The sequence below is a fragment of the Romboutsia sp. BSD2780061687b_171204_C1 genome (assembly GCF_015560225.1).
In the GTDB taxonomy this organism is placed as follows: Bacteria; Bacillota; Clostridia; order Peptostreptococcales; family Peptostreptococcaceae; genus Romboutsia_C; species Romboutsia_C hominis.
In genome coordinates, this window is record NZ_JADMRK010000001.1 from 221,205 (window position 1) to 235,652 (window position 14,448).

General features: G+C 26.2%; 17 protein-coding genes, 2 pseudogenes and 1 riboswitch. All 19 genes and pseudogenes read left to right on the plus strand.

Annotation, left to right across the window (positions count from 1 at the left end):
* Positions 1-9 precede the first annotated feature (9 nt).
* The 19 genes and pseudogenes from trxB to fliS all read left to right on the plus strand — a co-directional run bounded on the left by trxB (position 10) and on the right by fliS (position 14,445).
* Positions 10-975: a thioredoxin-disulfide reductase gene (gene trxB, locus I2H23_RS01140; protein ID WP_195580884.1), complete on the plus strand. Its 966-nt coding sequence runs from the start codon at positions 10-12 to the stop codon at positions 973-975.
* A gap of 19 nt (positions 976-994) precedes the next feature.
* Complete coding sequence (gene trxA / locus I2H23_RS01145) at positions 995-1,312, plus strand: thioredoxin TrxA (RefSeq protein WP_092926943.1); 318 nt, start codon at positions 995-997, stop codon at positions 1,310-1,312.
* Between the two features lie 118 nt (positions 1,313-1,430).
* Positions 1,431-2,085, plus strand: a pseudogene (locus I2H23_RS01150) (glycine/sarcosine/betaine reductase component B subunit); the annotation flags it as partial.
* A 124-nt stretch (positions 2,086-2,209) separates the two neighbouring features.
* A pseudogene (locus I2H23_RS15635) lies at positions 2,210-3,059 on the plus strand (glycine/sarcosine/betaine reductase complex component C subunit alpha).
* A gap of 338 nt (positions 3,060-3,397) precedes the next feature.
* A riboswitch (purine riboswitch) is annotated at positions 3,398-3,499 on the plus strand.
* 152 nt (positions 3,500-3,651) lie between these two features.
* On the plus strand, positions 3,652-4,224 hold the full coding sequence (locus I2H23_RS01160) for a xanthine phosphoribosyltransferase (RefSeq protein WP_092926942.1): 573 nt from the start codon (positions 3,652-3,654) through the stop codon (positions 4,222-4,224).
* Between the two features lie 319 nt (positions 4,225-4,543).
* Positions 4,544-5,194: a fructose-6-phosphate aldolase gene (gene fsa / locus I2H23_RS01165; protein WP_092926940.1), complete on the plus strand. Its 651-nt coding sequence runs from the start codon at positions 4,544-4,546 to the stop codon at positions 5,192-5,194.
* 216 nt (positions 5,195-5,410) lie between these two features.
* Positions 5,411-6,112 (plus strand): hypothetical protein, encoded by a 702-nt coding sequence (locus I2H23_RS01170; RefSeq protein WP_092926938.1) that lies wholly within the window; start codon positions 5,411-5,413, stop codon positions 6,110-6,112.
* A 205-nt stretch (positions 6,113-6,317) separates the two neighbouring features.
* Entirely contained in the window at positions 6,318-7,334 is a 1,017-nt protein-coding gene (locus tag I2H23_RS01175) for a sensor histidine kinase (RefSeq protein ID WP_195580885.1), read from the plus strand.
* 125 nt (positions 7,335-7,459) lie between these two features.
* On the plus strand, positions 7,460-8,146 hold the full coding sequence (locus I2H23_RS01180; protein ID WP_092926934.1) for a lytic transglycosylase domain-containing protein: 687 nt from the start codon (positions 7,460-7,462) through the stop codon (positions 8,144-8,146).
* A 179-nt stretch (positions 8,147-8,325) separates the two neighbouring features.
* Positions 8,326-9,633, plus strand: coding sequence for a GGDEF domain-containing phosphodiesterase (locus I2H23_RS01185; protein ID WP_166504980.1), 1,308 nt, complete (start codon positions 8,326-8,328; stop codon positions 9,631-9,633).
* Between the two features lie 93 nt (positions 9,634-9,726).
* Positions 9,727-10,149 carry a YaaR family protein gene (locus tag I2H23_RS01190; protein WP_092926930.1) on the plus strand — a complete coding sequence of 141 codons (423 nt, stop codon included), beginning with the start codon at positions 9,727-9,729 and terminating at the stop codon, positions 10,147-10,149.
* 11 nt (positions 10,150-10,160) lie between these two features.
* Positions 10,161-10,481: a FliM/FliN family flagellar motor switch protein gene (locus tag I2H23_RS01195; RefSeq protein ID WP_092926928.1), complete on the plus strand. Its 321-nt coding sequence runs from the start codon at positions 10,161-10,163 to the stop codon at positions 10,479-10,481.
* A gap of 33 nt (positions 10,482-10,514) precedes the next feature.
* The gene (gene flgM, locus I2H23_RS15405) at positions 10,515-10,787 is read left to right on the plus strand and encodes a flagellar biosynthesis anti-sigma factor FlgM (RefSeq protein WP_092926926.1); all 273 of its coding nucleotides are present in this window, start codon (positions 10,515-10,517) and stop codon (positions 10,785-10,787) included.
* On the plus strand, positions 10,784-11,197 hold the full coding sequence (locus I2H23_RS01205; protein WP_195580886.1) for a flagellar protein FlgN: 414 nt from the start codon (positions 10,784-10,786) through the stop codon (positions 11,195-11,197). Before flgM ends, I2H23_RS01205 begins: the two co-directional genes overlap by 4 nt.
* A 17-nt stretch (positions 11,198-11,214) precedes the next feature.
* Positions 11,215-12,498, plus strand: coding sequence for a flagellar hook-associated protein FlgK (flgK, locus tag I2H23_RS01210; RefSeq protein WP_195580887.1), 1,284 nt, complete (start codon positions 11,215-11,217; stop codon positions 12,496-12,498).
* Positions 12,499-12,507: 9 nt separating this feature from the next.
* Positions 12,508-13,440 (plus strand): flagellin N-terminal helical domain-containing protein, encoded by a 933-nt coding sequence (locus tag I2H23_RS01215; protein WP_195580888.1) that lies wholly within the window; start codon positions 12,508-12,510, stop codon positions 13,438-13,440.
* Between the two features lie 13 nt (positions 13,441-13,453).
* Positions 13,454-13,849 carry a flagellar assembly protein FliW gene (gene fliW, locus I2H23_RS01220; RefSeq protein ID WP_195580889.1) on the plus strand — a complete coding sequence of 132 codons (396 nt, stop codon included), beginning with the start codon at positions 13,454-13,456 and terminating at the stop codon, positions 13,847-13,849.
* Entirely contained in the window at positions 13,836-14,048 is a 213-nt protein-coding gene (gene csrA / locus I2H23_RS01225) for a carbon storage regulator CsrA (protein ID WP_092926915.1), read from the plus strand. Before fliW ends, csrA begins: the two co-directional genes overlap by 14 nt.
* Before the next feature lie 13 nt (positions 14,049-14,061).
* On the plus strand, positions 14,062-14,445 hold the full coding sequence (gene fliS / locus I2H23_RS01230; RefSeq protein WP_195236873.1) for a flagellar export chaperone FliS: 384 nt from the start codon (positions 14,062-14,064) through the stop codon (positions 14,443-14,445).
* The last annotated feature ends 3 nt before the right edge of the window (positions 14,446-14,448 follow it).

Sequence of the window (14,448 nt, forward strand, 5' to 3'; positions counted from 1 at the left end):
GAGAAATTTATGGGAAATATATATGATTTAATAATAATAGGCTCAGGGCCTGCAGGGCTTTCGGCAGGACTTTATGGTGCAAGAGCAAAGTTAAAAACTCTTATACTTGAAAAAGGAAAAACTGGAGGACAAATAGTAACAACTCATGATGTTGCTAACTATCCAGGTTCAGTAGAAAATGCTAGTGGACCTAAGTTAATAGCAAGAATGGTGGAACAATGCAAAAGTTTTGGGGCAGAAATGAAAAAAGATAATATAATAGATGTAGATTTAGAATCTGATATAAAAGTATTAAAAGGTGAAAAAGGCGAATATAGAGGAAAGGCTGTAGTAATTGCTACTGGGTCTACACCTAGAAAGCTTGGTGTTAAAGGAGAAAAAGAGCTAACAGGTAAGGGAGTATCATATTGCGCAACGTGTGATGGAGATTTTTTCACAGATTTAGAAGTATTTGCAATAGGTGGAGGAAATAGCGCAGTTGAAGAAGGGATTTTTTTAACAAAATTTGCTAGAAAGGTAACAATAGTTAATAAAAATGAAAAGCTAACTTGTGCCAAATCAATAGCAGAAAAAGCACAAAACAATCCTAATATAGAATTTGTACACAATACGACTGTGAAAGAATTATGCGGTGATGGAATATTAAAAAAAGTTGTATTTGAAAATATTCTAACAGGTGAATTAAGTGAATATGAAGCAGATGAAGAAGATGGAACAATGGGGGTATTTGTATTCATAGGACTAAAACCAGAAACAGAGATATTTAGAGATAAAATATATACAGACCAAAATGGCTATATAATAACAGATGAAGATATGAAGACTAATATAGAAGGGGTATTTGCAGCAGGAGATTGCAGAGTTAAAGCCTTAAGACAGGTAGTAACAGCTACTAATGATGGAGCTATAGCTACAATAAGTGCTGAAAAATATATAGAAAGTAAAGAATGGAATTTAGAAAAATCAACTATTTAATTATAAAGGAGGAATTTGAATGATAATTTTAGATAAAAACACCTTTGAAGAAGAAGTTTTAAAACATGAAGGTATAGTTGTTGTAGATTTTTGGAGTGAAGGGTGTGAACCGTGTAAAGCATTGCTTCCAGAGGTTGAAGAACTTGCTAATAAATATAAGGAAAATTTTAAATTCTGTAAACTAGATACAACAGAAGCTAGAAGATTGGCTATAAAAGAAAAAATATTAGGACTTCCAACAATAGCTATATACAAAGATGGTCAAAAAATAGATGAGGTTACAAAATATGATGCAACTAAGATTAATATAGAAGAAATGATAAAGAAATACCTTTAATATTTATATAAAGTAGTTACTTACAACTAGTTTAATAAATATTAAAGGTTATATATTGAGTTAGTTGAGAAATATAAATTTTAGTTTTTTAAAACTTAAATAATTAGGGGGTGCAAGCATGCGCCTTGAGTTAGGTAAAATTTTTATAAGAGATATTCAGTTTGGGAAGTAACTAAAGTTAAAGATGCTACATTATACATCAATAAGGAAGAGATGCTTAAAGAAATTGGTGGGTACGAGCATATAAAGTCTATAGATATAGAACTAGCTCATCCAGGTGAAAGTGTAAGAATAGTACCAGTAAAAGATGTTATAGAGCCAAGAGTTAAAGTAGAAGGTAATGGAGGAATATTCCCAGGAATAATATCTAAGATTGAATTGTTGGAAGTGGAAAAACTCATGCAATTTATGGGTGTACTGTTGTTACTACTGGTAAAATAGTAGGATTACAAGAAGGTATTATCGATATGACAGGACCTGGGGCAAAATATTGCCCTTTCTCTAATCTTAACAATATAGTTGTTATAGCAGAACCAGTAGATGGATTAAAACAACATGACCATGAAAAAGCAGTAAGAATGATAGGATTTAAAGCTGCAGCATATTTAGGGGAAACTGCTAGAAATTTAACTCCTGATGAAGTTAAGGTTTATGAAACTAAGCCACTTTTAGAATCAATAAAAGAGTATCCACACCTTCCAAAAGTAGCATATGTTTATATGCTTCAAACTCAAGGATTGCTTCATGATACGTATGTATATGGTGTTGATGCGCTTAGAGAAATATAGGAATAAGTGAAGAAAATAATGGAGTATCTAAAGAAAAAGCTAAAAAGGTAATAGCAGAGTCCCTAAGAAAATTAGCATTAGATATGATAGAAGAATAGGAAGTAATATTATAGCTAAAAAGATAATAGGGCAAACTCTTCTAGAGATAGCTGATGCAATAGAAAGTGGAGAATTTGGTAAAAAAATAAGAATAGGACTGACTACATTAGGAAGTGAACATGGAAAAGATAATTTAGTAAATGGAGCTAATTTAGCCAAGTCTAGCTTATTTGATATAGTTTTAATAGGTAAAAAAGTAGATACTGACTTTGAAGTTGTAGAAGTAAGTTGTGAAAAAGAAATTTATAAAAAAATGGAAGAGTTATTAGATAGCGGATATATAGATGCTTGTGTTACAATGCATTATAACTTTCCTATAGGTGTATCCACAGTAGGCAGAGTTATAACACCAGGCAAAGGAAAAGAAATGATACTTGCAACAACAGGAACTAGTGCAACTAATAGAATAGAGTCTATGGTTAGAAATGCAATATGTGGTATAGCTACTGCAAAAAGCATAGGGATAAGAAATCCAAAGGTAGGTATACTTAATGTTGATGGTGCTAGACAAGTTGAAAAATGCTTATATTATCTAGAGCATCAGGAGCTCCAGTAGTAAAAAATGCAATAAAGTATGATTATGATATAGTAAAAGGAAGTATAAGTGAATTAACTAAAAATGAATTTGAAATACTAAAAAAGCTAAATTAAATGATATAATATCTAAATCTACAAAAAAAGAAATAAAAGTAAAACAAGAAGTTAAAATGCCTAAAAAAGAAATAGTTACAGAACAAATAAGTGGAATAGATATTATGGATTTAGATGATGCAATCATAGATTTATGGGAAAATGATATATATGCAGAAAGTGGTATGGGTTGTACAGGACCTATAGTTTTAATTAATATAATTTTATAGTTTATATTAATATTTAATGAAAAAGTAGGCAATATAGAATTAACATATAAAATAAAAACTACAAACACATTAACTAGATATGAAGAAGGTACTATAACTCAAGTTCTAAATCAAAATTGGAGAAAAGTGGTGACTTTTAAATAAATTGAGCTAAGACCCTTATATAAAGAAGTTAATGGATAATTATTAAAAGATTACAATACTTTTGAAAGAAAAGGAGAAGTAAAAATATTTATATTATTAAAATTAGAATATAGCTTAGATGCTAGTGAAAGTGTTTAATTTAAATAAAACTATATTGAATAAAGTAAATATATATAATATAATTATATAAATAAATAGATACATAAAAAACTACCTGTATATTTTTGAAGATATGGTTCAAATGTTTCTACATAGCTACCGTAAATAGCTTGACTACAGGAGCTTAATATAAAGTATAGTTTTATTTAGTAATATAATCATTGTTAGTAATTTTAATATTTACATAATGACTATTTCTATATATTTAACTAGATTATTAACTCCTGTCTATAAATAGAGAGGAGTTTTTTATTAGATCAGAGTTAAACATAATGTTTGGAGGATAAATATGGAATTACTACAAGAGAAAATATTAAAAGATGGAAGAATAGAAGGAAATGATATATTAAAAGTTGATAACTTTTTAAATCATCAATTAGATATAGCTTTTTTAAATGAAATGGGAAAAGAGTTTAAAAATAGATTTAAAGATGAAAAAATAGATAAAATATTAACAATAGAAGCTTCAGGAATAGCAATAGCTTCAATAGCATCACAACATTTTGGAAATGTGCCTGTGGTTTTTGCTAAAAAAGTAGAATCTAAGAACTTAGATAAAGAAGTATATGAAACAAAAGTATATTCATTTACAAAAGGAAAAGAATATAGTGTAAAAGTATCTAAAAGATATTTAAATGAAGGTGAAAATATACTAGTTCTAGATGATTTTTTAGCAAATGGGAGAGCAGCAATTGGTCTTAAAGATTTAGTAGATCAAGCAGGAGCTAATTTAGTAGGAGTTGGTATAGCTATAGAAAAAGGATTCCAAGAAGGAAGAGAACTTTTATTAAGTAAAGGTATAAGACTTGAATCATTAGCAATACTTGATTCTATAGAAAATGGAGTTATAAAATTTAGATAATATAATATTTAAAATAAAATAGAAATTTAATTTAGATTATAATATAAAAGTATAGGATAAAGTATTTAATATGTTATTTGTCCTATACTTTTTTATTACTTACAATTAGAGAATATATAATATGTAGGATTTTTAGATTTATATAATAAAATATAAGAAGTTAAATAATTAATTAACGTGAAAAAATATGTATAATATGGTATATTATATAAATGATATTACTTATTAGAATATTTAATTATGACTAGTAAATAATATTAACTATAATATATAAACAAAAAATAATATAAATATATAAATAAGTTTTAGGAGGGCTAATATGAAATTTTTCGTAGATACAGCCAATGTAGAAGAAATAAGAGAAGCAAATGATTTAGGTGTAATATGTGGTGTTACAACAAACCCATCATTAATAGCTAAAGAAGGAAGAGACTTTATAGAAGTAGTAAAAGAAATAACAGAAATAGTAGACGGGCCTATAAGTGCAGAGGTTATAAGCTTAGATGCAAAAGGAATGGTAGAAGAAGCTGATAAACTATCTAAAATACATAAAAATATAGTAATAAAATTACCTATGACAGAAGAAGGACTAAAAGCTACTAAAATATTATCTCAAAAAGGGATAAAAACTAATGTAACTTTAATATTTAGTTCTGTTCAAGCTCTTTTAGCAGCTAGAGCAGGAGCTACATATGTAAGCCCATTCGTTGGAAGACTTGATGACATAGGTCAAAATGGACTTGAATTAATAGAAGAAGTAGTGGATATATTTGCACAAAATGATATAGATACACAAATAATAGTTGCAAGTGTTAGAAATCCAATACACGTATCACAAGCTGCAAGATTAGGAGCAGATATAGCAACAGTTCCACTTAAAGTTATAAAGCAAATGACTAAACATCCTTTAACAGATAAAGGAATAGAGAGCTTTATAAAAGACTGGGAAGGTGCTTCATTAAAATTATAATATATAAAGGGTATGCAAATTTGCATACCCTTTTTAATTATTTAAAAACATGTTTTAACAAAGGTTACACCGCTGTAACTTTAATTACGAATTTGTAATCTAAAGTAACAGCGGTGTAACTGTTATATATTATTTTACTATGGTAATATAAATACATAGAAAGAAATAAAACAAAAATTTACATAAATTTATATAAAGGAAAAGGATGTGATCTAAATGAAAAGAGCTATAACAGCATTATCAGTATTATGTGGAGGAATGTTATTTATGAGTCCAATAAACAACATAATATTTGCACAAAATTCTAATAAAAAACCTGCTACAGAAGTAGTTGAAAATATAAATAACAATGCTAAAGAAGAAGTAACAAAGCAAGAAAATAAAGATAATTTACAAAAGGAAGTAAAAAAAGTTGAAAAACAAGAAATAGTTACAAATAATAAATTAAACAATCAAAATGATTACATAGATAAAAAACAAAGTAAAATAGATAACAAAGAAAATGTAGTAACTAAAGAAGAAACTAAAACTACTGAAAATAATCAAGTAGTAGAAAAACCACAAGTATCTGAAGATAAAAAAGTTGAAGATAATAAAATTGAGGACAATAAAGTTCAAGAAGAAAACAAAGTAGTTTCAAATGATAAAGTACAATCAGATATAAAAGAAGAAAGTAAAGTTGAAGTTATAGAAGTATTAAACAAAGAACAAGCTAAAGAATTAATACAAATGTATAATCAAGGTGTAAACTATACTTACGAAGGTGATGAAAATAACTTTAATGCGTTAAAAGAAAAAGGTTTAAGTGGATATGTATTCTTCCCAGATTATGATACTGATTTAGGATTTTTTGTTGATAAGAATACATCAAATATATACTACTTCCATCCAAGTGGATACCTTAAATTAGCTATATAAGATAATTAATATAAAACTCCAAATTAAAACTTAAAGAAATAGCATCTTTTTTAATTAAAAAGATGCTATTTTTATGTATTGATTTAAATTTATTAATTTATATGATTAGATAACTTACTTATTAAAATATATTAAGAGGCTTAAGTTGATATATAATATAAAAGATAGGACAAAATAATAAATAACAATATGTTAGGAGAGCAAAATGAGTGTATATGAATATTTAAAGCAGAGGACATTATTTTTTATAGTGAATATAGTACTATTTTTAATCACAGCAAGTATAATGTTATTTGTTAAAGTTAATATAAGCATTATAACTATGGTGTTTTTAATATGGTTTACACCAATTAGTATATATATATTAATGGAGATGATAAAGCATAAAAAATATTATGATGAACTTGTAAGTATAAGTGAAAACTTAGATAAGAAATATTTAATATCTGAAGTAATAAGTGAGCCAGAATTTATAGAGGGTAAATTGGTATATAATATTTTAAAATCAAGCAATCGCAATATGCAAGAACATGTTAAGTATTTTAAAAATATGCAAAGTGAGTATAAAGAATACATAGAAACATGGGTACATGAAATAAAAACACCTATAGCATCGTTAATGCTTATAATGGAAAATCATGAAGACAATATACCAAATAGTATGAAGTATGAAGTAAAAAAAATAGAAAATTATATAGATCAAGTTCTATATTACTCAAGAAGTAATGATGTTAGTAAAGACTATATAATAAAAAAATTTAATCTTGAAAGAATAATTAGGTGCGTAATAAGGAAAAATGCAAGTGATTTTATAAATAAAAGAATAGGGATAGATATAAAAGAAATTAATTTTAATGTATACAGTGATGAAAAATGGGTTGAATTTATATTAAATCAAATTATAAATAATGCTATAAAGTATTCAAAAGAAAGTGAAGGAAAAGTATCAATAAACGCAGTAAAAAATAAAAATAATATAATATTAAGTATAAAAGACAATGGAGTAGGGATAAATGAAAAGGATATAGATAGAGTTTTTGAAAAAGGATTTACAGGTGAAAATGGAAGAATATTTGGAAAGTCAACTGGTATAGGACTTTATCTATGCAAAAAACTTTGTGATAAGTTAGGTTTAGGGATAAATATAGTATCAAAACAGCAAGAAGGAACAGAAATAAGAATAATATTTCCTGTTGGAAAAGATGATATAAGAAAAAATTAAAATTTAAATTAGTAAGAGTTAGATTTATAAAATCTAACTCTTTAATTTTTATACAGATAATTAATATATAAAGAATTGATAAAAAATACCGTATTATTAAAAATAAAAAAATACAGGGAGGCATTATGGTTAATGGTATAAATTTATTTAGCAATATAGCTAATAGTAGTATTAATACTCAAAATAAGTGTGGGTGTTGCTGCGAAAAAAATAGTTCCTTTGATGAGTTAATGCTAAATTTAGTATTAACTTTGTTAGATGAAGAAAATTATAATTTAGTAAGTAATTTAAGTGATGCAGTAAGAAAAAAGCAACAAGAGAATAGCATAGTTAAAGAGAGAAATTTAGGTTTAGAAACCATTAATAGTTCTCAAAATTTAAAAAAAGTAAGTGTAACAGCAAGTGATAAAGATACTAAAAGTGAAATAGAAAGTGCAGTAAAAATTGCTTCGAGCAAATATGGTATAGATGAAAATTTAATAAAAGCTGTAATAAAAGTAGAATCTGATTTTAATCCAAACTGTGTATCATCGGCTGGAGCAAAAGGGCTTATGCAACTTATGCCTTGTAATATAAAGGATTTAGGTGTTAAAAATCCATTTGATATAAAAGAAAATATAGATGCTGGGACAAGACATTTAAAAGAATATATAGATAAATACCATGGAAATATCGAAATGGGTCTTATGGCATATAATGGAGGACCAACAAGAATGGTAAAAAGAGGAGTTAGATCTGTAAATGATATTTATAAGATGCCAAAAGAAACCCAAAATTATGTACCTAAAGTTATGAAATATTACAGAGCATAAAAAATTAAAACATATATGAAATATAAAAATTGAAGGTTCAAAGTTAGTTTTTAAACAGTCTTTTTATTTATAATTTATAAATATCTATCAAAAGTCTATATAAATTAAGTTATAGTTAATCGAATATAATTTAGGGATTTGATTAATAAATTAAATGTTAAATTAATTGGGAGATAAAAATGAAAACAAGCAGAAAGATATTGAAATTAGATAAAACTTTATTAAATAAATGTAGACGTAGGGAGAGAATTTCCTTAAATAAGCATGATCATTTAACTAAAGCTTATAATAGAAATTATTTTTTTAATTATATAGAAAAAAAGGTAAATGGAACTCTTATAAACATTAAGGTTATGTCAATTAAATTTTTAAATTCAAATATTGGCATAAAATATGGGGATGAAGCATTAAAATTAATAGCTAAAATTTTAATGAATATGAAAACAAGTAGTATAGTATGTCGACTATCTGGATCTACTTTTGGGGTATATATAGAACAAACAGATATAAATTACGTTAAAAATATAATTGAAGAGATGATTAATAAGATCTCCAATGTAAATATAGGAATTGAAACTGTAAAAATTTCTACAAATATATCATCTGTTATTTATAAAAATGGTGATTTTGATACAAAAGATGCGATTTCTAAATTATCAATATCTATGTCAAATTCTATAAAAAAGGGTGTAAATAAGTTTGAAATATATAATGAAAGGCATGATTTACGCATAAATATAGACACTATAGAGAGTGCTATCTTAAATGAAGAAATTACACTTTATTATCAACCAAAAATAGATATAAAAACAAAGAAAATAAATGGAGTCGAAGCATTAATAAGATGGTTTAGCAAAGAACACGGATATATTGAACCAAATAAAATCATACAATTTGCAGAAAGTTCAGGATATATAAATACCTTATGGAAATGGGTTATGAGAAAAGCTTGTGAAGATATAAATTATGTAAATACAAATTTGGGTAAAGAAATACATCTTTCTGTGAATACTTCTCCTTATCAATTAGAACATAAAGATTTCATAAAAGATATTAAAGAAGCACTAGAAGAAACTAATTTTAGAAGAGATTTATTAACAATCGAAATCACAGAAAGCGATGATATAGAGAATATAGATAATATACAAAAAATTCTAGGTGAAATGAAAGACATGGACATAAAAGTTTCCATAGATGATTTTGGAAAAGGATATAATTCTATTGATTATATAAAAAATTATAATGTTGATGAAATAAAAATAGATAAGTCTTTGGTTAAGTATTTAAGTGATAATCCTTTATTCATAAAAAATTTGATAGATATGATACATACAACCAATACTTTAGTAGTAGCAGAAGGAGTAGAAGAATATTTTGAATATAAACTACTCAAAGATATGGAGTGTGATTTTATTCAAGGGTACTATTTCCATAAACCAATGGAGCATGAAAGTTTGGTAAAAATATTGAATCAAGAGGATATATAATATATATTGTTATATAAAACTTAAGAAAAAATAAGGATATCCGTATTATTACAAAAGCAAGATAATATAAATTACAAAAATTGAGGTTTCAAAATGAAGGTAAGGAATATTGGATTAAATAAAAGTATTAATATAGAAAGTAAGGGTAAAAAAGAAAAGCTAGATTTTGAAGAAAATTTTAATCAAAGAAATAGACTGAAAAACAAAGAAGAACTCGAAGTATATATGAAAGAGATTAAAAATATAGGAGAAAAATTGGTAGTTACCAAAAATTATAGTGATATTATAGATTATAAAAAAGCTATAAAGAATTATTTGAAATCAGCCGTAGACTATGTATATAGTTTAAATAAAGATAATAGCTTTTGGGATAGAAATTATTTTACTACGGTAAGGACTATAAATGAAAAGCTAGAGGCTATAACTAGAGAACTTATTTATGAGCAAAAAGAAAATATTAGTATAGCTTCAAAAATAGATGAAATAAATGGACTTTTAGTAGATATATACATGTAAGGAGGATAACCATGAAAAATGAAGTAGATAATGTAGACGTATATGAAATAGAGTTTGAGCAGCTAAAAGAAGGTGAGAAAACTCCATTAAATAGTGCTACGGATATATTTGGAGCACTATTAGATATAACTGTATCTATGGGAAGTGCTAGTGAAAAAATAGGGAGAATTATAAACTATAAAGTTGGAGATATAATAGAACTAGATAAACAAGTAGAAGAGAATTTGGATATAAATGTAAATGGTAAAATGATAGCTAGTGGAGAAAGTATAATAATGGACAATAGACTAGCTGTTAGACTAGCTAAAATAAAAAGTGCAGATGAAGATTAATACTAATTAATCTAAATACTAAGGAGGAATATTGTGAATATAAATTTGGTTAAATTTAGAAATTTAGAAAGAGTATATAATAATAATAAAGTAGATGTTAGTTATGTAAAGAATACGAAAAAAGGTGACACAGTTGAAATATCACAAATGGGAAAGTATTTAAATAAAGTAAATTCATCTAAGGAAGAAGTTAACATAGATAGAGTAAATGAAATAAAAAGTAAGATAGAATCTGGTCAATATAGAATAGATTCTAATGAATTAGCTAAGAAGATAATAGAAAAAATGAGGGGGGAGCATAATTGATTCCAGAGGTGAAAATAGTAATCTTTGAAGAAAAAAATGTCCTAAAAAATATGCTAGATCTTTTAGATAATCAATATGAATTTATAATTAATAAAGATCTTATTAAGATAGATAAAATAGCTAAGGAATTAGATGAAGCTGCTAAAAAATTAGCTAGATTAGAAATAAAGAGAAGAAATTTAATGGAGTCTAAGCCTAGTGTAAAGCACTATATAGAAGATTGCAATGATGAAAATATAAAACAAGCTTATAAAGAAATAAAAGAAATATTAAATATGATAGAATTACAAAAAAAAGCAAATGAAACTCTTATAAAGCAGAGATTATTTTTTACAAAGAAGATGATAAACTGCATAAAGCCAGGAAAAAGTATTGGAACATATAATGCTTATGGCCAAGTAGGGAAGTAATTGTTTGGAGGAAAATTATGTCAGGATTACTAGGAAGTTTACAGACAGCAAAGTCTGGTATGAGTGTAAGTCAAACTTCTATACAGACTACGTCTCATAATATAAATAACATGAATACACCAGGGTACTCTAGACAAAGAGTACAACAAAGTGCCAGAAGTGCTTATAGTTACCCTGGATATAACAGTAGTATGGGTGCAGGTCAACTAGGTACAGGAGTTGAAGCAACAGATATTATAAGGATTAGAAATACATTCTTTGATTTTCAATTTAGAAATGAGTCTCATAATTATGGTAAAGTAAGTACAAAAAGTGAGTATTATACTAATATGGAGACTATATTTAATGAACCATCAGACACTTCTATTTCATCATCACTAAGCAACTTTTTTAGCAGTTGGAATGAAATTTCAAAAAATCCTAATGATAGTGGATCAAAGAACACCGTAGTTCAAAATGCAAAATATTTAGCGACTAATATAAGTAATCTTAAAAATAAATTGGAAAAACTATCAAGTCAGGCAAATGATAAAATAAATAAAAATTTAAATGAAATAAACGATATGGTTGACCAATTAAGAGGATTAAATAAAAATATAAGAATTGTCGAAGGTAGTGGAAAAACACCAAATGACTTACTAGATGAAAAAGATAAAGTGTTAGATAAATTAAGTTATAAATTTAATCTAGAAGATAATAATGTTAAGAATTTAATTGAAAAAAAAATAAATGATGGAACAAGTATTACATTAGAGGATATAAAAGCAATAGGAGATGTCTCAGGTGAAATACAAGGTTCTATTGATATGGTAGATAAAATTAATGAATATACATCTAGTATAGATGATCTATCAGAAGGCATTTCTAATGGTATAAATGATGTTTTAGGAATTAATTTTTTTGAATTTGACAAAAAAGGCAGCCCATCACTTAAAGTTAATGATGATTATCTAACAGACTCAAATAAATTATCAGTTTCATCTAAAGTTGCAGGTGAAATATTTAGATTTAAAGATAAAAAAATGAAAATTGGTAATGAACCAGAAATTACCATAGATAAATTTTATAATAATATAGTTCAAAAGCTAGGTAATGAGGCGCAGGAAGTTATAAGAAATGAAAAGAATCAAAATAAAATAATAAATGAAATAGAAAATTCTAGAGCTAATGTATCTGGAGTATTATTAGATGAAGAAATGGTAAATCTTGTCCAATTTCAGCATGCATATAATGCCAGTGCAAAAGTTATATCTACTATAGATTCTTTACTAGACGTAGTAATAAATGGGTTAAAAAGATAGGAGGATAGTATGAGAATAGCCAATTCTTCAATGATAAGAAATAATATGTATGATAATCAAGAAAATCTTCAAAGAACGGACAAGCTTAATAGACAAATCAGTACAGGGAAGGTTATAAACAAAGTATCAGATGATCCATACAAAGCTATAAAAATAATGAACTTAAAAAATGAAATAAAATATACTGAAAAATATAATTACAATATTGACGAAGCAGTAGGATGGATGAATAATACAGATTCATCTTTAGAAGAAGTAGGAACTGTATTAGGAGATATAAAAGATGAAATAATAAAGTTAGGTAATGGAACTTATTCGGCAGAAGAGATGAAATCTATAAGGGCTGAAATGAATGAAAAAATAAAAGAACTAGGTGAAACATTAAATACAAGTCATGGTGGTAATCATATGTTTGGAGGAAGTGACGTAGAAGATTTACCTATAATTATCGAGGAAAAAGACGGAGTAGCTAAACTTACCCTAAATTCTAAATCAAATTCACAAGACTTAAAAGCAATTATATCTGAAGGAATAGATATAGATTATAATGTATCAGCAAAAGAATTATTAAACAAAGATGGTAAAAATTTATTAGAATCTATAAATAAATTATCTACTGCTATGAATGATATAGTTAATGGTAAAGATGTAGAAACTAATAAAGCTCAAGTGTTAGGCACTATAAAAGATGATATTGATACATTGTTTAATCATTCAGTAGATATAAGAACATCATTTGGTGTAAAAGTTAATACTGCAGAAAAAATAAAAGAGCTAAATGATGAAAATATTATGAACATGAAGGATGTATTATCATTAACTCAAGATACAGATAAAGTTAGTGCATATATAGAATTAAAATCAGCTGAATTAATATACCAAATGTCAGTTCAAGTTGGAAGTAGATTGATTCAACCGAGTATAATGGATTACTTAAAATAGCTAGGAGGATCATATGGACATTTTATTTGAAAAAGGTATACCTGGATTTGAAAATTATAATACTTTTCTATTTGAAGAAATTAAGGAAAATAAAAATTTTATTAGCATGATATCTAAGGATGACTTAAATGTAGGATTTGTTTGTGTATCTCCATTTGAGATAAAAAAAGATTATGAAATAGAATTAAATGAGGATACAATAAATGAATTAAATATAAAAGATTATAAAGATGTACTAGTATTAAGCCTAATAACATTAGGTAATAGTATAGATACAAGTACAGTTAATTTAAGAGCTCCTATTATTATTAACATAAATAATAACAGAGGAAAGCAATTAATACTAGAGGATACCAAATATAATATAAAAGAACCTTTAACAGGAAGTGAAAATAATGCTAGTAATTAGTAGAAAAAAAGATCAATCTATATTAATCGGAGATGATATAGAAGTTAAAATTATAAAAATTGAGGATGGAAGCGTAAAGATAGCCATAGAGGCGCCAAAAGATAAGGTTATACTAAGAAGAGAAGTTTACGAAAGTATAAAAGAAGAAAATTCTAAGGCTATAATTAATACTAAAGATATTACAAAGTTATTTAAGTAAGAGAGGGAAAATAATGTATACAACAAATCCATATAATACATATAAGCAAAATTCAGTAAATATGGCTTCTAAAGAACAACTATTGTTGATGTTGTTAGATGGAGCAGTTAAATATACAAAAATAGCAAGAATGGCAATATTAGAAAAAAATATTTCTAGAGCTCACAATGAATTGGTTAGAGTTCAAGATATATTTTTAGAACTTATGATAACTATGGATAAAAGTGCTGGGAAATATATGGAAGATTTATATAATATATATGATTTTATAAAGAGCGAACTTGCTAAAGCCAATATGAAAAAGGATATTAAGATAATAGATGAAGTACTTCCTGTGATAGAAGATGTTAGAGATATGTGGTATGAGGTAGACAAAAAAATAAAGACAGGTAAGTAGGTG